Genomic DNA, 22,070 nt, shown 5'->3' on the forward strand with positions numbered 1-22,070 from the left:
AGAAATTACGGATATCCGTTTTTGCAGATATCCGTTTTTTGGGTGGTTGAAAGAAAAAAGAGAACAAAGGAAGGGTTGATAAATAATTATGAAATTGATTATTCAGATTCCATGTTATAACGAAGCACAGACCTTAGAAATTGCACTGAATGACTTGCCGAAACAGATTGACGGCATCGATGAGATTGAATATTTAATTATAAACGATGGAAGCAAGGACAATACGGTAGAAGTTGCAAAAAACTGGGGGGTTCACTATGTAGTGAATTTCAAAAGAAACAAAGGACTTGCAAAAGGCTTTATGGCAGGCCTGGATGCCTGTCTTAGACATGGTGCGGACATAATTGTTAATACAGATGCTGATAATCAGTATTGCGGGGAAGATATTGAAAAACTGGTAAGACCGATATTGGATGGGGAATCGGATATTGTTATTGGGGAAAGACCGATTGATAATACGGAACATTTTTCGCCGTTAAAGAAAAGACTGCAGCATTTTGGAAGCTGGGTTGTTCGTAAGGCTTCTAAGACGGATATTCCGGACGCACCAAGTGGATTTCGTGCATATAGCAGGGAAGCTGCGCTGCGGATGAACGTTATTAATGAGTATACGTATACATTGGAAACGATTGTACAGGCTGGGAGAAATAAGATGGCTTGTACTTCTGTACCAATTAGAACGAATGGAGAACTCAGACCGTCGAGATTGTTTAGCAGTATGTTTGGGTATGTGAAGAAGTCTATGCTGACGATTGTGCGGGCGTTTATGATGTATCGGCCGTTGTATTTCTTTTCGGTGATTGGGAGCATTCTATCTTTCATAGGAATTGCTATTGGCGTTAGATTTTTATATTTTTTAGCTATAGGGCAAGGTAATGGTCATACGCAGTCACTAATATTGGCAAGCATGATGATTATCTTAGGTGTGATGACAGGTATAGTCGGATTACAGGCAGATATAATATCAGGTAATCGAAAGTTATTAGAAGATATTCAGTATCATGTAAGAAAGTTGGACTATGAAGGGGAAAAAAACGATAGTGAAGACGTACAAGAATAAAATATCACTAGCTAAAATTGCGATTATCATTACTACAGTTATTATTTTTGTCAGTTCTGTTTATTGTATATTTGATTTGGGACAAATACTCTTTATTAGTGATGAAAAAAGGATTTTAGGTCAGGTTTATAGCATGCTCGGAGTGGACTGGTCTTCATTTTTGGAAGAAAACTCATTATATTCAATCGGATATAGTATTTTGCTTTTACCTATTTACAGTATTCTAAAGAATCCTACAGCGGCATATAAAATATCTATTTTAATTAATGCTTTTTCTATAAGTCTAATATACTTATTATCTGTAATGGTATTTAAGAAAATATTTATTAAAAAAAATATTTTTGTGTTAATATTTGGATGTACATTAGCTACATTAGCTCCAGGATTCGCATTTGTAAAATTACTTGTTGTACCAGATATAGTTTTGTTATTAGTATTCATTATGCAAATTGCTGTTTTAATATTTTTATATGAAAAGCCAAATAATATAAAATTATTTGGTTTTGGGTTATTGTTATGCTTAGGGGTGCTTTTTCGTGCCGAAATGTTATGTGTTTTATTAGCTGGGATAATAGTAATGTATATTTTAATGAGTAAAAATAAGATAAGTAGAAGAAATTTATTTTTAACTATAATTATGATTAGCTGTATTATAATATTAGGTTATATCTCAGAGACTATAATTTTATCTAAAATGAATAATTCGAATATATTAACACCGAGTTTAGAAAATTTTATACAAGGTATTTGCTTGGGGTGGAGTAATTTAGGTATTTGGGGATTGATAGATAATATAATTGTAAAATTATATTCTATAGGGATTGGAAATGTATTATTTGTATTTATAGGTTTGTATTTTATTATCTCTAAAGTTGTTGAGAATATAAGAAAAAAATTTTTTGTTTTGTCTGAATATACATTAACATTTACTTTTATTTTTATATCTTTTTTATTAGTTCTGATATGCAGCTCTTTATACTATGATAATAATAGAATAATGGGTAGTCAAGTAGATGTAAGAGTACTTCAAATTGTATGTTACCCAATTACGATATTAGGTATAGTTGATTTACTGGAAAATATAAAAAATAGTAAATATTATAAAAAATTATTATTAATAACATCAGTTATAATATTAATAAGCTTTAGTGTGTACAATATTTTTAGGGTATATAATTTCGAAGATATGGGAGAGTATAATATAGGGGTTTTATCTCTATATAATAACGGAATTAATGAAATACCTAATGTTTTTTATGTATCCTTAAGCATTATATTATTTTTTATAATTTTTATTTTTATTGGTATAATATTTAAATCAAATAAGTTATTTAATATAATCGGATTTATATTTTGCGTATCACTTTTTCTGGGATTAAATTTTGATCTAGTAAACAAGAATATTATAGAGGTCAACAATGAAACTTCGTTGAAGTGTGGTGAAATTCCCTCTTTGATATTAAATAATGAAAGTGATGATCCGATATATTATATTTCAAATGATAAAATTGATGATTTTGATTCTTTTCAATTACAGTTTTTATTAGGTGAAAATCAAATGAAAATGATAGATTTAAGATCTAGAGATAAAAATGAATTAACAAATGATGATTCATCTTATAGTTTGGAAGATTTATATGATTCAAAAGAAATGTATATAATAACTTCATCAGATTCATATGATTTAGATTTTTATGCAAGAAAGTATAAATTATTAGAATTGACATCTAACTATGCACTCTTTACTATCAAGAATAGTAACGTTGATAAAAAAGTTTCATCGGATCAGATGAATAGGATATATAATATACCATTAAATAAAAATGGTGAAGTATATCTACCGCCTGGAACCTATGAATGCACTGTGACAGTCAATACAAATAATTCAACTGACTTAGGAAAATTAAAAGTAATGAGTGGTAATAAGATTTTGTATAATAGTTCATTAGATTTAGGAGAAAAAATTAGCGATGATAAATTAAATTTATATATAACATTTACATCTTATGATATAATAAAAAATTTAAAATTCAATCTAATTGAGAATTCACAATCTCAAATTGAGCTATCTAAAATAATATATAGAAAAATATCTTCTGAGAAAACTTTTGGTCTAGAGAATATAAATTCATTTAATGGTATTACTGATACTATAATCAAAATTGATAATAATGCTAATACAAAGGGAACTATAGGAATTGTTGATCTGGAATCCAATACAGATGAGACACTAAGTTATGTTCGCAACAAACTGATAGATTATAGTATAGAAAAAATAAACGATGTTAAGAATTGTGATACTGATTATTTAATATTTAAAGAAAGTGATAAGTCGTTTTACAATTTTATGGAAAACTATGTTATAATTAAGCAGAATTCTTTTTATATACTCATGGTACAAAATACTAGTGAAAAAATTAGGGATTGTAAAAGTTTAAATATAGAACCTTTATCAGATGGGTATAATTTAAAATTAGATAATTATTTTTCTATAGATAAAAAAACAGGTCAATATAATTTCGATGAACCAATTAAATTGAGTAGTGGTAATTATGAATATATTTTTGAAGTAGAAATAGATAATGTACCTCAAATAGAAGAGAGTATTGGTAAAATTATTATTGAGGAGTCAGGTGAGAGTATAGCTGAGAAAAAAATCTATTCAAATGACTTTATTAATAATAAGGCTTTGATAAAAGTACCGATTATATCAAGTACAAAATTAATATCTCTAACTTACAGTGTCAAATTAGATTTGAATAATTATTCTATTCATCCTGTTTATATCAAGATGATAAGTGATAAATACAAAGTAGGTAGCGAATCTAGTGATGATCTAACAAAATTATCTAATATTATTTCAAATGATGATAATTATAAATTAGTTTATTTAACTAGTAAGTCCAACAAATTAAATGGTATTTTCTCTTTAGATTATTTGAATCAACTATTTAGTGCAAAACAGCTAGAGGCTATGACTCTACATGAGTTAAATAAGTTAAAATCAGATTGTTATATCATTACCAAGAAATTTAATGGTAACATTTTTAACTTAGCTGAAAGATTTACTTTGATAGGTTTAGAAGGTGATTATTCATTATGGGTAAAAAATGATGGAGAATACTTAAACGATTATATAAGTAACGGTGGAGCTGTATTAACTGTAGATAGAAAGGTTCCAGCATCACTACTCGCTAATAAAACAGATATGGATATAAAATCACTAGATAATATAAAATCAGGTAAGTATAAATTATATATTAAAATTAATAAAGATTATAAAGATGAATTATTTGATGGATTTCTGGAATTAACAGGAAGATTGACAGAAAAAGAAATAGAAAAATCTATAGATCAAGAAATTAATAATAAAATAGAAAGTGGTGAACTCAAAGAAGAAGCTCTAATATCACAAGATGTTAGAGATAAAGTGTTAAAAAATATTAGCACTTATATAAGTTGTGCAGATAAAGATATTACAAATGATATGTTCGATTCGGAAGATAGCACTATTATAACTATTAATCTAAATGTCACTAAAAATCTAGAAAAATTAGATTTAAATATTCTAAATTATAAAAGTAATAACATTCATGCTGAAATATTATGGATAGAAAAAATGGATTAGAAGGAAAAGGTTATGAAAAGAAAATTATTAGTTACAGGATCTACCTTTCCAAGATGGGAGAATGATACCGAGCCTAGGTTTGTCTTGGATTTATCAGAGGCATTGACTAAATATTTTGATGTTACTGTATTAGTTCCTGCTTCTCAAGGTGCAAAAGATGAAGAAGATATTAACGATGTAAAAGTTATTAGATATCATTATTTTCCAATCTATAAATTTGAAACGTTATGTTATCCTGGGGCTATAGTTCCAAGAATTCGTGAAAAGAAAATTAGAATTTTATTGGTTCCTTTCCTTTTAGCAGCATTGTATTTTCAATTGAGGAAAAGAGTTAAAGCATTTGATATTATACATGCTCATTGGTTGATTCCACAAGGTATAATGCAGTCATTTTTTAAAAAGCCTTATATCGTTACAGGACATGGTGGTGATATTACTTCCTTGAATAGTGGAATTATAAAAAAGTTAAAGAGAAGGACATTGGAAAAGGCAAGCCATATTACAGTAGTATCAAAACATCTAAAAAATGAAGTTACTAAGATTTCATCACTAAGAAATATAGATATAATTTCAATGGGATGTAAAACAGATAATTTCGACAAACATTTAAGAGTAGAAAATATGTTTAATCAAGGAAGTAAAAAAGTCATCTTGTTTGTTGGCCGGCTTGCAGAAAAAAAAGGTGTTAAGTATTTGATTGATGCAATGAAAGATATTGATGCTCTTCTTGTTATAGTAGGCGGTGGTCCCCTTGAACAGCAGTTAAAAGAGCGAGCTAATATTTACAGTGATAAGATATTATTTCTTGGTTCTAAGACCCATGAAGAATTAAAAGTTATTTATGCATCTGCTGATGTATTTGTTGCACCATCAGTGACTGCTTCAGATGGGGATCAAGAAGGATTTGGACTGGTAATATTGGAAGCAATGGCCTCATCATTACCAATAGTAGCAAATAATTCTGGTGGTATTACTGATTTAATTAAAGATGGCCAAAATGGTCTTTTGGCTGAAGAAAAAAATGTTTCTTCTTTGTCTGAAAAAATTAATAAGTTATTAACTAATGATTCATATAGTAAAGAATTAGGAGATAAGGCACGCAAAACAGCAGAAGAATATGATTACAAAATTATAGCTGCTAAGTATGCTGAAATTTTAAATAAATTGTAGGAGATATTATGAAGAAAATAGCATTGAATTATATTTATCTAAGTAAAAATCACGCCGGTGGAAAAGATCAAGTTGGATTAAATTTACTTAGAGGATTTTATGAAAATAATTTAATTACTAATATGGTAGTGATCTGTTTTGATTATTCAAGTAATATTATTTCGGAGATAGCTCCTGGAATTGATATTATTGAATTAAAAGGGAAAGATATAAAATCGGAGTTAGGTCGTATGTTAATGCTATGTTACATTAATACAGTTAAGTTACCTAAAATTATAAAAGATAATAATATTTCAATGATATATCATCTGAGTTGTAATAACGGCCTTAAAAAATTTAAAATTAAATCTATAGTAATTCCACACGATATAAAAGCAGTTGCTCATCGAGTAATTGGAAAGGTAAAAGTACCTTTTTACAAATATATTCTATATTATATAATGTATAGTTTAGACTTTAGACATGCTGATTATATTATTGCGATAAGTAAAACAGATAAATCAGAGATGGAAAAGTATTATTCTCAATATAGTGATAAAATAAGATGTATATATAATCCGATAAACATTGGCAGATCTAATAATATAATAGATAAAACTGATAAATATATTTGTGCTCTTAATTTACAATTTCATCATAAAAATATTATTACTCTGATTAAAGCATATGAGAGAATTAAGGATAAAATAGATCATGACCTTATTTTAATAGGCAGTGTTCCAAAGAGAGTAAATTATTTGAAGGAATATGTTGAAACACATAATCTGTCAAATCGGATTAAATTTACAGGCTTTATTGATGATAAAAAAATGCAGGAAATCTTTATTGGAAGCTCACTATATATTAATCCAACTTTATATGAAGGTTTTGGTATGACGGCTATTGAAGCTATGATTTTAAAAATACCTACTTTAGTTTCCAAAATACCAACAAATTATGAGGTTACTAAGGGACTTTGTAATTATTATTATCCACCAGAAGATGAAAAAATGTTAGCAGAAGAGATAATAAAGTGCTTAAATAGAGAATATGTTAATAAAAATATGGATAAAATTAGTGAAGATATTTATAATGAATATAATTATATAAAAATAAGTAACGACTATTATAACTTCTTTTTATCAATAGTTTAAGGGTGGTGTATGTATGAATGAAATAATTAGTATTATTATTCCTGTTTATAATGCTGATAAATATATTAGCAGATGTTTACAATCCATACTAAAACAAGAATTTAAAGAATATAAGATATATTTAATAGATGATGGTTCAATTGATAATTCTAGAGATATTTGTAATAATTATGCAGAAAAGTACAAACAAATCGAAATATACCATAAAAAAAATGGGGGTGCAGCATCTGCACGAAATTTTGGGATTGATAATGCGGTTGGGGAATATATTTGTTTTATCGATGCTGATGATTTTATACATCCTCAATATTTAAAAATATTATATAATAATGCTAAAGAATTTTCTTGTGATGTAAGTATGTGCGATATTTATATAACTAAAGATAATAAAATATTACCTTTAAGAGAAGATTATAATAGTATACAAGTTAAATCAAATATTGAAATATTATATGATTGTTGCAAGAGAAATAAAACTACTGTAACTACACCTTGTGCAAAATTGGTAAAGAAGAGTTTGTTTGACGATATTAGATATCCAATTGGAAGAACATATGAAGATCTAGCAACTACACATAAAATCTTATATCGAGCCAATAAAGTTGTTATTTCTAAACAACAAATGTATTATTATTTTATGTCGCCAGACAGTGTTATGAGGAAGCAATATTCTATTTTGAACTTTAATTCTGAAAATTTGGCGCAAGAAGAAAGATTAGTTTTTTTTAGAAATATAGGTGATCAAGAATTATATGATAAACTGTTAATTTCAGTACAGAGAAATAGAATAGCAAATTATTGTAAATGCAGAAAGTACTTAAAGAGCTATAAAAAAGAGAGATATAGTCTATTTAAAAAATATAAAGCAAACTATAATGCTATAAAGCAAAATGAAATTTCTATACAAGATAAAATTTTATTTAGATTATTTTTTTTATTGCCTAATGTATGCGCTATAATTTTGTTCCCTTTATATGAATTTAATGAAAATAGAAAATGGAGATAATATGAAAATATCTATAGTAACGGTTACTTATAATTGTGAGAACTCAATTACTAACACTATAGAATCAGTTTTATCACAATCATATAAAAATATAGAATATATTATTATTGATGGAGATTCAATAGACAATACTAAGAGTATAATTAATAAGTTTCAAAAAAAAGACTCAAGGATATTTTTTCTTTCTGAGCCAGATAAAGGCATCTATAATGCAATGAATAAAAGTATTAATTATTTGACTGGCGATTATACTATTTTTTTAAACTCTGGTGATATATTCTGTAATGAAAATATAATAAAAGATATTTTAAAATATTTAAGCACAAAAAAATATGATTTAGTATATGGTAACATAATTGAAAAAGTATCAAAAAAAGATAAAATTTTGATAGAAAAAATGAATCTTTTATTATTATTTCGTGCAGCTACAATTTGTCATCAAACAATTTTTTTCAAATCATCAAGGTTAAAAGAAAATGAATTTAATGAAACATACAAATTGTGTGCAGATAGAGAATGGATCTATCGTGCATATAAGAATAATTATAAATTTTTATATTGTCCTGTAAATATAGTTTATTATGATACAACAGGGGTTAGTTCGCTAGAATCTTCTAAAAATCAAGTAGATAAAGAACGTGAGTTAATTCTTAAACACTACTATCCTGTTATATCGATTTTAAGAAAAATATTAAAATTAATAAGATAAGGAAATGTTAATGATTAGAGAAAAGAAAAAAGTAGAACTTAATAGTGCCTTATTATTTATTATATGTATTGGCTTGCTTTTATTTATTCACATGAGATATTTAAATGAATATAGTACAATAACTATAGTTGGTGATGAATTTGGATATTGGGCTACAGGAGCAGCTTTAGCTGGGGAGAATTGGACAGGTATATCAAGTGTTACGCCATACTATTCTTATGGTTATGGTTTGATTCTGGCACCTTTAATATTTATATTTAAAAATCCTATTTTATTATATAAATCAGCTATTCTTATGAATGGAATACTTATGGTTGGGTGCATGAGCTTGATCTATTCAAGTTTGAAAATTATATTTAACAAAATTGATTATAAATACTTAATAATTATATCCTTTGTTTCATGCTGCTTTCCGAGTTATATGTTGCATAGTAATATTGCATGGTCTGAAGTACTGATAACTTTTACTTATTTACTTTTATTAAGAATGTTTATTCAATTAGAGGTTAAGCCTAATTATTTGATTACTATAATATTAGCTATTGCACTGTGTTTTAGTTATCAAATACATCAGCGAAATATAGCCATTGTAATTGCAGGGGTGTTATGCGTTAGTATTCTGCTTTTAACTAAAAAAATTAGGTTAAAGTATTTCTTGAGTTTTGTGGTTGTAATCTCAATGATGTTTATAATACATTTCATTCTAAAAAATTGGTTTATGGATAATTTATGGCTTGCTTCTATTAATGAAAGTACTTCTTTAAATGATTATACTGGTCAAATAGATAAACTAAATAGTTTGTTCACATTTGATGGTATAAAACTAGCAATTAACTCATTAATTGGAAAAATATTTTATCATATTACTTCATCTTATTTCTTGTTTTTGATTGCTTTTATTTCTATTGTATGTATAACATTTAAAAATTCAATTTATGTTATATTAAATATTTTTTGTAAAAAAGAATATAATTATGATGATTTTTGTGTAACAAATATATTTTTGTTTTTAAGTTTTGCAGGTACTTTAATGATAGCATCAATATCAATGATGTATCCAAGTAGAGTAGATACTCTCATATATGGTAGATATACTGATGGTTTAATGATTCCTTTTTTAGCTTTTGGTTTAGTTTTATTATTTAAAATAAAGGAAAATCTAAATATTAAATCGATATTATCTATGATTATATTTGCATGTGTATCAGCTATATATACTACTTTTAATATGAATAATTATAAGGTTGATACATTCTATTACAATTGCGTACCAGCATTAAGTTATTTTTGGATGAGTGGAAATAGCACATATTCATTTATTGCTCAAAATGTTTTATTTACAATTGCAATTTTTGGAATATTGTTATTTCTTTACCATAATAAGTTTAAGAAACTCATATTACTAGCAAATATGTTACTTTTAATAATTTTTGTATATATGGGAAATGATTTACAAATAAGAAACGTACAGCGACAAGTACAATATGCCGAAAATTATAAAACAGCGGAAATTATTGAACAACTAGATGATAATAATGGTATTTATTGTATTGGGGCAACAGATTTAAAAAGTAATTTTTGGGTTGATAGTGCAATATTGCAATATATGTTACCAAAAGAAACGATTCATTTAATTGATTATAATAATATAGACAGCGTTCCTAATAATTCAATATTATTAGTTAGTCAAACTTCAGAATATCTAAGACAAATACAGGAAAATTTTAATGCAATTGGAAGAAATATGAGTTACGTTGTACTAACTAATAAAAATAAGGTTGAATGAAGGGTATTATAATGAATAATATTTTTATTAAATTAAAAACAAAGTTGGGAAGTCTCAATAAGCAATCGGTAGATGTAATGATAAATGTTTTTTGCGTTTTTCTTATACAAGGTGGTAGTATGTTGATGGCACTTTTTACAATGCCATCATACATGCGATATTTCAATAATGAATTAATTTTAGGATGTTGGTTTACTCTATTATCTATTATTAATTGGGTTTTAACATTTGATCTTGGTATAGGTAATGGATTAAGAAATCAATTAACGGTTGCTTTGGCAACAGGTGATAATGAAGAAGCAAAAAAATTAATATCGTCTTCTTATGTAGCAATAACCTTTTTTATATCCTTTTTAGCTGTTTTGTTGTGGTTTTATTTACCATATGTTAATTTAAATAGCTTATTTAATATAAGTACGGAAGTTATTAATCACGCAACTTTATTAGTATCTGTTAGAATAATTTTTATTGGAATATCATTAAGATTTATATTTCAATTAATTTCTTCTGTTTTATATGCATTACAAAAATCAGCTTTAGTAAACTTCTTGACTTTTATCACTAATTTATTTATCTTATGTTATATATTAATTGCTCCGTCAAGGGATATTGCAACTAATTTAATTACGTTATCATTAGTTCACGTTTTAGCAGCAGATTTACCTTTACTTATTGTAACCATTGTGATCTTTAGTAAGAAGTTAAAAGAATGTAAACCCAATATAAAATATTATAGTAATAAATATGCTAAAAAAATATTAAGTATCGGTGTTGCTTTTTTTGTTTTACAAATTGCATATATGTTTGTAGGTGCATTAAATGAATTTTTAATTTCTTATATGACTACTCCAATAAATGTTACAGAATATCAGGCTTATTATAAATTATTTAGTACGATAAGTTCTGTATTTTTATTAGCATTAACACCATTATGGTCTTCAGTGACAAAAGCACAGGCACAGAATAATTTTACGTGGGTGATTAAAACTTATAGACTTTTTGCAACGTTAGCAATCTTTATTAGCCTGCTACAGTTACTGTTTTTACCTATGCTACAATTTGTATTTAATATCTGGTTAGGTAAAGATATTATTAATGTTTCTTATAAAATTGCATTTATATTTGCGATAAGTAATTGCGTTTTAATTTGGCATAATTTTAATAGTACAATGGCAAATGGTTTGGGCTATTTGAAACCGCAATTTATTTTTTTAACTCTTGCTGCAGTTTTAAAAATACCAGTATCTTTTATTTTAGTAAAATTAACAGGTGATTGGAGTATGATTGTTTTATCTACAGCAATTGTTTTAATACCGTTGACTATTGCACAGCCGATTATGCTTACACGATATCTCAAAAATAAGAAGGTGAAATAGGGGGGCATATGATCGAGAATAAAAAACGCAATGATGTATTGGATGTTACGAAAGGTTTTTGTGTCTTTCTGGTTATTTTAGGTCATGTCATTCAATATTTTTCGGCAAATAAATATGATTTTTTTGAGAATAAATTATTTCAAATAATTTATTCTTTTCATATGCCACTATTTATGATACTTAGTGGTTATTTATTTTATTATACTATTAATAATAGAGATACCAAATACATATTAAAAAATAGAATTTTTAGTATTTTGCAAACGATTATAATTTGGAATACAATAACTTATATACTAAAATTATTGTATTCTTTGATTATTGAAAAAATAGAAATGAATATGTATTCTATAATAAGCAATTATATTAATTCTTTATTTGGACTTTGGTTTTTATGGGCTGTAGTAATATGTTCTTTTGGAGTTTTAATTATTTACAAATACAATTTTAGATTTAAATTATTAAGTCTGTTATTATATAGCTTTATAATTATATTATTCCCTAATAGATGGTTAATATTATTCTTATATCCATATTTTTTGTTGGGTTTTTATTTTAATAAAAATCAAAAAATAATTAATATAGTAAAGTCTATTCAAATTGCTTCATTTATATTATTTCCTTTATTATTGTTTTTCTATGGTAAAGAGGATTTTATTTATACCACTAAAATAAATCCATTTACGTCAAATATGGGTTTTACTAATCAAATTGCAATTGATTTATATCGTTGGTTTATTGGTGGGGCTGGCATTGTGGTTGTTATAACTATAATTAAATATATAGTAGATATATTTAGTTGTAAAAAAATTATTAAAGTCTTATCTGAGTTAGGAAAAATTTCGTTAGAAGTGTATGTTATTCAGTATTTATTTCTAGAAAATATTGGTGCCAAATATTTAAAGCAAATTGATTTGAATCTATCGAATAATGAATTGATTTATAACATTGTAATCTCACCTATATTTTCTATCTTAATACTATTAATTATATTTGTAGTTATAAAATTATTATGTAAAAAAAAGAATTTATATTTTTTTGTTTTTGGTAGATAATAAAAGTTTCAAATTTCAAATATATTATGAATATGATTTCAATAAAGGGCTGAATACTAGATTTTTCAGCCCCAATAGTAAATTAAAAAATATTATATTCGTTCTCTTTTCCAGTTGATCTCAGATTTAATAATTGAAGCTGGATTCCCGGCTATAACACAATTTGTTTTTTTAAATTTTTTACTTATAAGTGTGTTAGCTCCTATAACACAATTATCTGGAATACTAATACCTTTTAGGCAGGAGACTTTTGTTCCAATCCAAACATGATTACCGATAGAAATATTTTGTGAATAGTTAATTCTATGACCGTTACTATCTATTATACTATGACTATCCCCTGTTCTCATATGAATTTCATTTGCAAACATACAATCATGGCCTATATTAATCTCTGTAGATTCGATAGCGGCTAAATGTGTTTTTCCATGTATGGAAGTATCTTTACCTATTCTAATAACATTTCTATTATCTTCTATATATAATTGCGTTTGTTTTAGGTTACAAGAGTCTTCAATTTCTATTAAGTTATCATCACCATTTATATATATTTCACAATCATATAAGCTACAAAAATCATGGATAATAATTTTGTTATTATTACCATTTATATTCAGTTTCGTTTTAGAAATTTTTGAGCATCCATATTTAAATTTAGAGTTTCGTACTCTAAATTGATTGTAAATATTCAAATGATTATAGATATGAAGCATAATATTTATTGCTTTTTTGTATTTTATTATAACGTCTTTCGTCATTATTCCCCTTTCGTATACCTTTTTAGTTTCGGCATCATATAGAATAATATTATTATAGATATTATTTCTTGATAATTAAGTTTTGATTCTATATGTAAGAAGGTTTTTCAGTTCTTATTTTCTCTAACATAATTTTAATATCATTCGTTTTTTCTTTCGAACATATTAATAATGCATCTTCACTATCTATCACAACTAAATTTTCGATTCCTATTGCTGCTATTAACCTAGAATTAGATTCGAATAAGCAATTTTTTGTTTCCAGACATATTACATTATTAGATAATACATTACCGTGTTCATCTGATTTTTTTAACCGCTCCACGGCAAGCCATGAACCAACATCATCCCAACCAAAACTACCAGGAATTACAAAAATAGATTTCTCTTTTTCTAAAATACCATAATCGATAGAAATAGACTCAAATTTTTTGAATTCATTTTCTAAAGTATATAATTCATTCTTAGCTCCTATTTTAGAGCTTATATTTTGTAATCCAGAATAAAGAGCAGGCATATGTTCTTTCAAAGAATTCATTATCGTTGATAATTTCCATATAAACATTCCGCTATTCCAATAATAATTACCATTTTCTAAATATTTTTTTGCAATCTCCAAATCGGGTTTTTCTACAAATGATTTAACAGAAAAGCTATTTGCCTTTTTTTTCATAGAATCGAAATGTATATATCCATAACCGGTTTCAGGATAATTAGGTAGTATTCCTATAGTAACAATATTATGATCCGCTTCTGCGATATCACAAGCTTCTGATAGAGATTGAATAAAAAGATCATTATTTTTCACTAAATGATCAGAAGGTAATACGATCATAATGGCATCAGAATATTTTTTCTGCATATAAATAGCGCTTAGGCCTATACAGGGAGCTGTATTTCTTTTAATAGGTTCACAAATAATATTATCTACAGGAATATCTGGCAGTTGTTTTTTGATTAACTCTCTGTATTGCTCATTTGTAGATATAAATATATCATCAACAGGAATCAATGGTAATAGGCGCTCTACTGTTTTTTGGATCATGGTTTTGCCATCAGATGTTAAAGATAAGAACTGCTTGGGTAAATTTGTCCGGCTTTTTGGCCAAAAGCGCTCTCCAACGCCACCAGCCATTATAAGTACTGTTTTTTTCATTAGATTATCTCCTAAATAATTATTAATACATATATCAGTTAATTCTACTATACGCAGCAGAGTTATACAAGTGCTTTTGTAGACTTTTTAGAGCTAGTATGTTAAAATAACTATAGTTTTGATAAAGAGGAGAAGCAGATATATGAAATGCATTGTATTGGCAGGAGGTAAAGGTAACAGTTTATGGCCATTGTCAAGGGAAAATTATCCAAAACAGTTTATGCAAATTAAAGATAATCGTTCAATCTTCCAGGAAACAATAGCCAGAAATATGCCTTTTTGTGATGAATATATTATAGTTACTAATTCAAATTATTATTTTATTGTGGAAGGTCAGATGAAAGCTTTTCAAGGGCTGAAATACCGTTGTATATTGGAGGAAGAAGGACGTAAGACCGCTCCAGCCATAGCAATAGCTTGTTTTTGCTGCAATCCATCTGATTTAGTTTATGTGGTTTCAGCTGATCACATAATCGAGGGAAATACCTATAAAGATACTATTGTATATGCTGAGCATTTAGCAAGACTAGGAGCGCTTGTTACATTTGGGTTGGAGGCAGTTTCACCGCATACGGGATATGGTTATATAAGGTTTCTTGGTGAAACGGTATGCTCTTTTCATGAAAAGCCTAATTATGATACTGCTGTTGAGTATTTACAATCCGGTGATTATTATTGGAACAGTGGAAATTTTTTGTTTGTTGCTGGAGATTTTTTAGAGGAATTATATCAGACAGATACAAAGATTTATAAATCTTGTAAGAATATTCTAATTCACAAAAGCTTAAGTAAGAAGGAATTATTCTTTACGAAAGAAGAAATGAAAACTATTCCGGCGGTTAGTGTAGAAAATGCGGTATTTGAACGTTCACATAATGTGAAAGTTGTAAAATCTGATTTCTATTGGCAGGATATCAGCGATATGGCTGTATTAGCTTCTTATATGTCCGAGAAGAATGAAGAAAGGGTAATCGAAGCTGAATGTAAAGATGTTATGGTTATAAATCATACTGATAAAAAATTAGTCGTTGTAAATGATTTAGAGGATACCATTATAGTTAACACGGAAGACGTTACGTATGTTACATCAAAATATAAAACAAATAATATTAAAAATATAATAAAGAGTAATCAAAAGAAATATAGCAATTATTTTGAAAATAATACAGTTATTTATAATTCATGGGGAACAGTCGAAATATTAAATCAGACTAAAAATTATAAAGTTAAAAAAGTTACGTTATTTCCCGGAAAAGCCACCACTTATCATAGACATGAACATAGGAGTGAACAATGGTCTGTTGTGGAAGGAATAGCTACAATAACAATTGATAAGATCACACGAGATTATCATATTAACGAAAATGTGTTTTTTCCTAGTGGTAAACCTCATATGTTATCAAATAATACAAACCAAAATGTGGTGATCATAGAAGTGGCGACTGGTCAGGTAGTAGCTGATAAAGATATGGAGTATATCAGCGAAGGAAAAACTTTGAACGTTGTTCATGATGAGATCATTAAATGTGAACCGATATTCAAAGATTATCTATGGGGTGGAAGAAAGCTTAGGGAGATATATGGTAAAAAATGTGAGTATGATATTATAGCAGAGAGTTGGGAGTTATCAGCTCACGGCGATGGTCAAAGCTCAGTTGCCGAAGGAAAATATCAAGGCATGTTATTTGATGATTACTTACAAGTTATCGGGAGTGAAGCACTGGGATGGAAATGTAAGGCTTTTGAACGATTTCCGCTATTAATTAAATTCATTGATGCTAAACAACAATTATCCATACAGGTTCATCCGAATGATGCTTTTGCTTTAAGGGAAGAAAATGAATATGGAAAAAATGAGATGTGGTATATAATGGATTGTGAACCAGGTGCTTCCATATATTTTGGAGTTAACAGGAACATTAGCAAACAGGAACTGAAAGAAAGAATAGAAGATAATACTGTTTTACAGGTACTTAAAAAAATAGATGTAAAAAAAGGAGATACATTTTTTGTTAATGCAGGTACAATTCATGCAATAGGCGCAGGAATTGTACTCTGTGAAATTCAACAAAGTTCCAATTGTACTTATAGATTATATGATTATTCCCGAAAAGATAAGTATGGAAGGACGCGGGAACTTCATATTGATAAAGCGCTAGAGGTATCGACGTTAAATGTAGATAATGAACTACAAAAATCTAATATAGAAATCATTCAAAAAAAGGGATATCAAGAACAAGAATTAGGACAGTGTAAGTATTTTGTGAGTAAGAAATATATAGTGAGCGATGAAGCTGTTTTTCAAGTAGATGATACTTCTTTTACAGCAGTTGTTATTATAAACGGTGAGGGAACTATTACTGTGTTAGGGACGATCCTGAAGTTTATAACAGGGGATACCTTTTTTATTCATGCCGGAAAAAAGGAGGTATGTGTGAAAGGTAAATGTGAATTTATATTAACGCATGTGTAAATATTAATACTATTAGCTGAGAGGAGATAAAAATGGACTTTAAAGATATGTTTGATTACTGGTTAAATGACAACTATTTCGACGAAAAAACAAAAAAAGAGCTGAAGTCAATAATCGATAATGAAGTAGAGATAAAAGAGAGATTTTACAAAGACCTGGAATTTGGGACAGGTGGTTTACGTGGAATTATTGGTGCGGGTACAAATAGAATGAATATTTATACTGTGCGTAAAGCAACACAAGGATTAGCGAATTATATTGTTCAGCAGGGGGGAGAATCGAAAGGTGTAGCAATCGCATATGATTCTAGAATTATGTCCCCCGAATTTGCAGATGAGGCAGCTTTGTGCTTGAATGCAAATGGGGTGGAGACTTATATATTCGAAGCATTGCGTCCTACTCCAGAGCTTTCTTTTGCGGTCAGAGAATTAGGATGTATAGCAGGAATTGTAATTACAGCAAGTCATAATCCATCAGAGTATAATGGATATAAGGTTTATTGGGAAGATGGCGCGCAGATAACAGCTCCAAAAGACAAAGAGATAATTGCAGAAGTAAAAAAAGTAAAAGATTTTTGCTCTGTTAAAACGATTTCGAAAGAACAAGCGTGTGAATTGGGATTATATAAAATTATTGGAAAAGAAATAGATGATAGATATAATGAGGAACTTCATAAACTAACGATAAATCGTAAAGTAATTGATGATGTGTCTGATAGTATGACTATCGTATATACACCGCTTCATGGAACAGGGAATGTACCCGTTCAGAGAATATTAAATGAATTGGGTTTTAAAAATGTTTTTGTAGTGTCAGAACAGGAAGAGCCAGATGGAAAATTTTCAACGGTTGTTTCACCAAATCCAGAAGATGCTAAGGCATTTACTATGGCCCTTGAACTTGCCAAGAAGGTAGGAGCGGATATTGTTTTAGCCACTGACCCTGATGCAGACAGATTAGGGGTATATGCAAAGGATCTAAAATCGGGAGAATATAAAAGTTTTACCGGGAATATGTCAGGCATGGTTATTGCAGACTATATGATTTCTCAAAGAAAAGAAAAAGGTACGCTTCCACAAAATGGAGCTTTAATAAAGACGATTGTTACCACTAATATGGCTAATGTCCTTTCAAATAATTATGGAATACATTTAATTGAGGTATTAACAGGATTTAAATATATTGGAGAACAAATAAAGTTTTTTGAAGAAAATGATACCTTTCAATATTTGTTTGGATTAGAAGAAAGTTATGGCTGTCTAGCAGGTACTTATGCAAGGGACAAAGATGCTGTATCAGCTGTGATGATGCTGTGTGAAGTTGCAGCCTATTGTAAATGTAATCATATGACGCTATGGGACTATATGCTGAAGCTTTACGATCAATATGGTTATTTTAAAGAGGATCTGTTATCCTTTACTTTAAAGGGAATAGATGGTGTTGAGCGAATACATAGGATCATGCAGAATTTCAGAGAAAAGCCACTGAGAACAATTGGGGGATTAAAAGTATTAAGGATACGGGATTATCAAAAAGGTCAAATTAAAAATCAAATGAGTGGCGAAGTAAAATCAACCGGACTCCCCGTATCAAATGTACTGTATTTTGATTTGGAAGAGGATGCATGGTGCTGCGTCAGACCTTCCGGGACAGAACCTAAGATTAAGTTTTATATGGGAGTAAAAGCAAGGAATTTACAGGAATCTAATGAGAAATGTGAATTAATGAAAAAGGAAATAGAATCAATTGTTATAGATGTATAGAAAAAGGAGAAAATATGTATAATTATTTAATAGTCGGAGCAGGCCTTTTTGGATCCATATTTGCTCATGAGGCTACAAAAAAAGGAAAGACTTGTCTTGTGATTGACAAGAGAGATCACATTGGCGGCAATATCTATACAGAAGAAGTTGAGGGTATTCAAGTACATAAGTATGGTGCCCATATTTTCCATACAAGTAATAAAAAGGTATGGGATTATATCAATCAATTTGCAGAATTTAACCGATATACAAATTCCCCAGTAGCATATTATAAAGGTGAGATATTTAATATGCCTTTTAATATGAACACATTCAATAAAATGTGGGGAGTAATTACACCTGATCAGGCAAAGAAAAAAATTTCAGAGCAGATTGCAGAGAGTGGGATTACAGATCCGCAGAACTTAGAGGAGCAGGCAATTTCGCTGGTTGGAAAAGATATCTATGAAAAATTAGTAAAGGGCTATACACAGAAGCAATGGGGTAAATTGTGTACGGAACTTCCAAGTTTTATCATTAAACGACTTCCGGTTCGTTTTACATATGATAATAATTATTTTAATGATTTGTATCAGGGTGTTCCAGTTGGGGGATATACCCAGATCATTTCAAATATGTTAAAAGGAAGCGATGTTCGATTAAACACAGATTATTTTGCTGATCGGGTAGAACTGGATTCTCTGGCAGAGAAAACAGTTTTTACTGGAATGATTGACGAATTCTATAATCATTGTTTCGGTACTCTGGAATATAGAAGTCTGCATTTTGAAACACAGTTATTAGAAGAGGAAAATTATCAGGGGAATGCCGTTGTGAATTATACGGAATTCGATGTTCCATATACCAGAATAATTGAGCATAAGCATTTCGAATTTGGCGAGCAGAAGAAAACAGTTATTACAAAAGAATATCCAAAACAATGGGAAAATGGGGTTGAACCATATTATCCGATCAATGATGATAAAAATGGAGTTTTGTTTGCTAAATATAAAGAGTTAGCAGAAAGAGAAGATAAGGTAATATTTGGTGGACGTTTGGCGGAATATAAATACTATGATATGCATAATGTCATTCAACAGGCAATGGAGTGTGTGGAAAAGATGATTTGAGATGAAAGGAAATAATAGTGAAAAAAACAATTTTTAAACAAAACTATATATATCTGATCATAGCCTTTTTAATTGCTTTTTTACCAAGGATCTATTTGTGCTTACAGGAATATCCGGTACGTATGATATCAGATGAGATAGCGACATTGTCAGGGGCAGCGCATTTTGCAGGATTAGACTGGTCAGCTGTGATTTCCAAAGCGGGATATTATGGAAGTGGATTTTATGGATTGTTTTTTTGGTTGTTTAATATTACAGATAATCCTTTCATAATATATAAATGCATGTTGATGGGGGCAGCTTTAGCACAGGCATTTGTGACAGTGGTTTCTTTTGTTATTATGCAGCGTCATTTTGAAATTAGAGATGGAAAAGTTTTATGTATCTTTTCAGTAGCATGTTCTTATATGGCGGTTACGTTTCCAAACAGAACTTATAATGAACATATATTGATCTTACTGACATGGATTGTAACTTTACTCTTTTTAGAATTGAAAAAGTCCATTGGGTACAAAGTTAAAACGGGTATATTAACAGGAATTTTAATGCTGATTTTGGCATATGGATTGACTGTTCATACACGAGCTTTAACCTTATGGATTGCCTGTGCATTTGTAGTTCTATTATATTTTTATCTGTATAAAAAATGGCTGATATCAAGACGGGTAGTACTTTTCGGCGGCATTATCAGCTATATTGCAGGAACTCAGTTCGTAACATTGATACAAAGGACCGTATGGGCGGCTGAAAATGGTGAGACGGTCCGTAATGGTGTTATAAATGTTTCAATCAACTTTAAAATACTGGATCCAACTACCTGGTTTTCAGCATTATCTGTGATTTTGGGCCAACTTAACACCATATCCGTGTTTACCGGGGGCTTCATGATTTTGTGCTTTGTCTTTATGACCTGGCTATTTTTTGGTATGCTTCGCGATAAATTAAAAAATAAGAATCTTATGATTCTGGAGGATAAAGAACTCTATTTTATAATTTCAGTCTATTTATTATCCTGTGTTGGAATGACAATTGTGGCTCAGACAATTAGTTGGCTTCCCGGTGTAATTGAAGGGGTTAAAGATGGTTTTGGTACAGAAATATATGCAATGAAAGCAATTACATATATTCGATATTTTGGGCCATATCTGGGACCGGGTATTATGGCTGGCTTTGTATGCGGTTATAAAAATAGAGACTGGTTTAAACGTTATTTTAAGCCGGCACTGATAATCTTTTTCGCACTGCAGGTATTTTGGACCGCAGCAATTTTGCCTTTTATAAAGAATAATGGAGTAACTAAAGAAGTATTTGTTGCTTTATCTCTCTCAAAACCGGGACAAAAAGTAGACATGATGACGTATTTGCCGGGCGTAATAATTACCATTATTGTTTTTTTGGTGATTATTTATCTATATAAGAAGAATAAAGCTATTATCCCCGTAATGATTGTGAGTTTTCTTTGTATGTTCCAATATATATATACCAGCGTTTATTTTGATCAATATGCGTCTAAAAAGAATATGAAGAAAGCGAATGCAGGATATGCTTTAGTACAGAAGATGGAAAATAAAGTAGTTCTTCCAAAGGAATTATATGTCTATGATGCAACGGAAAAAACAGATCACCAGATCTTCTATCTTTATCAGTTTATGTTAAACCGATATAATATAATACCGGAGCTCCCTGAAAAGGAAGACGACCAGGCAATTATCTTTAGTAATAGTTCGGAAGTGAAAAAACTGTATCAAATGGGTTATCAGTGTATACCGTTGGATAAAAATGAATTTGTCTATGCCAAGGGTGAATGGATGGATGACATACAGAAATATTGGAAAAAGTAAATAATTTAGCTAAAGTAAAGTAAGCGCAAAATAGTCTTACGCTATTA

15 protein-coding genes are annotated in these 22,070 nt (G+C 28.9%); 13 read left to right on the plus strand and 2 right to left on the minus strand.

Annotation, left to right across the window (positions count from 1 at the left end; all coding sequences use genetic code 11):
- Positions 1-88 precede the first annotated feature (88 nt).
- Genes CD03_RS0130090 through CD03_RS0130130 form a run of 9 tightly spaced genes read left to right on the plus strand, consistent with a single transcriptional unit; the run spans position 89 to position 12,923 of the window.
- Positions 89-1,060, plus strand: coding sequence for a glycosyltransferase family 2 protein (locus CD03_RS0130090; RefSeq protein ID WP_027296789.1), 972 nt, complete (start codon positions 89-91; stop codon positions 1,058-1,060).
- Complete coding sequence (locus tag CD03_RS0130095; RefSeq protein ID WP_027296790.1) at positions 1,020-4,688, plus strand: hypothetical protein; 3,669 nt, start codon at positions 1,020-1,022, stop codon at positions 4,686-4,688. Before CD03_RS0130090 ends, CD03_RS0130095 begins: the two co-directional genes overlap by 41 nt.
- Positions 4,689-4,700: 12 nt before the next feature.
- Positions 4,701-5,858: a glycosyltransferase family 4 protein gene (locus CD03_RS0130100; protein WP_027296791.1), complete on the plus strand. Its 1,158-nt coding sequence runs from the start codon at positions 4,701-4,703 to the stop codon at positions 5,856-5,858.
- A gap of 8 nt (positions 5,859-5,866) precedes the next feature.
- The gene (locus CD03_RS0130105; RefSeq protein WP_027296792.1) at positions 5,867-6,991 is read left to right on the plus strand and encodes a glycosyltransferase; all 1,125 of its coding nucleotides are present in this window, start codon (positions 5,867-5,869) and stop codon (positions 6,989-6,991) included.
- A 13-nt stretch (positions 6,992-7,004) separates the two neighbouring features.
- Positions 7,005-7,997 carry a glycosyltransferase family 2 protein gene (locus CD03_RS35315; RefSeq protein ID WP_052378050.1) on the plus strand — a complete coding sequence of 331 codons (993 nt, stop codon included), beginning with the start codon at positions 7,005-7,007 and terminating at the stop codon, positions 7,995-7,997.
- Positions 7,975-8,706: a glycosyltransferase family 2 protein gene (locus tag CD03_RS35320; protein WP_197041709.1), complete on the plus strand. Its 732-nt coding sequence runs from the start codon at positions 7,975-7,977 to the stop codon at positions 8,704-8,706. The genes CD03_RS35315 and CD03_RS35320 overlap by 23 nt, the downstream gene beginning before the upstream one ends.
- A gap of 10 nt (positions 8,707-8,716) precedes the next feature.
- Positions 8,717-10,492: a hypothetical protein gene (locus CD03_RS0130120; RefSeq protein WP_027296793.1), complete on the plus strand. Its 1,776-nt coding sequence runs from the start codon at positions 8,717-8,719 to the stop codon at positions 10,490-10,492.
- 11 nt (positions 10,493-10,503) lie between these two features.
- Complete coding sequence (locus tag CD03_RS0130125; RefSeq protein WP_027296794.1) at positions 10,504-11,868, plus strand: oligosaccharide flippase family protein; 1,365 nt, start codon at positions 10,504-10,506, stop codon at positions 11,866-11,868.
- An 8-nt stretch (positions 11,869-11,876) separates the two neighbouring features.
- Complete coding sequence (locus CD03_RS0130130) at positions 11,877-12,923, plus strand: acyltransferase family protein (protein ID WP_027296795.1); 1,047 nt, start codon at positions 11,877-11,879, stop codon at positions 12,921-12,923.
- A gap of 92 nt (positions 12,924-13,015) precedes the next feature.
- On the opposite strand, the gene CD03_RS35325 is transcribed toward CD03_RS0130130, so the two are convergent.
- Both CD03_RS35325 and CD03_RS0130140 read right to left on the minus strand, forming a co-directional pair.
- The gene (locus CD03_RS35325) at positions 13,016-13,681 is read right to left on the minus strand and encodes an acyltransferase (protein WP_052378052.1); all 666 of its coding nucleotides are present in this window, start codon (positions 13,679-13,681) and stop codon (positions 13,016-13,018) included.
- Between the two features lie 88 nt (positions 13,682-13,769).
- Positions 13,770-14,837, minus strand: a complete 1,068-nt coding sequence (locus CD03_RS0130140; RefSeq protein ID WP_027296796.1) for a mannose-1-phosphate guanylyltransferase — start codon at positions 14,835-14,837, stop codon at positions 13,770-13,772.
- Between the two features lie 142 nt (positions 14,838-14,979).
- Between CD03_RS0130140 and CD03_RS37525 the strand changes: the two genes are divergently transcribed.
- The 4 genes from CD03_RS37525 to CD03_RS0130160 are packed head-to-tail and all read left to right on the plus strand — an operon-like array spanning position 14,980 to position 22,023.
- Positions 14,980-17,310, plus strand: a complete 2,331-nt coding sequence (locus tag CD03_RS37525) for a type I phosphomannose isomerase catalytic subunit (RefSeq protein ID WP_081820430.1) — start codon at positions 14,980-14,982, stop codon at positions 17,308-17,310.
- Between the two features lie 32 nt (positions 17,311-17,342).
- Positions 17,343-19,073: a phospho-sugar mutase gene (locus tag CD03_RS0130150; RefSeq protein ID WP_027296798.1), complete on the plus strand. Its 1,731-nt coding sequence runs from the start codon at positions 17,343-17,345 to the stop codon at positions 19,071-19,073.
- 14 nt (positions 19,074-19,087) lie between these two features.
- The gene (gene glf / locus CD03_RS0130155) at positions 19,088-20,182 is read left to right on the plus strand and encodes a UDP-galactopyranose mutase (protein ID WP_027296799.1); all 1,095 of its coding nucleotides are present in this window, start codon (positions 19,088-19,090) and stop codon (positions 20,180-20,182) included.
- Positions 20,183-20,199: 17 nt separating this feature from the next.
- Complete coding sequence (locus CD03_RS0130160) at positions 20,200-22,023, plus strand: hypothetical protein (RefSeq protein ID WP_027296800.1); 1,824 nt, start codon at positions 20,200-20,202, stop codon at positions 22,021-22,023.
- Positions 22,024-22,070: the final 47 nt, after the last annotated feature.

The sequence above is a fragment of the Robinsoniella sp. KNHs210 genome (assembly GCF_000686105.1).
Classification (GTDB): domain Bacteria; phylum Bacillota; class Clostridia; order Lachnospirales; family Lachnospiraceae; genus Robinsoniella; species Robinsoniella peoriensis.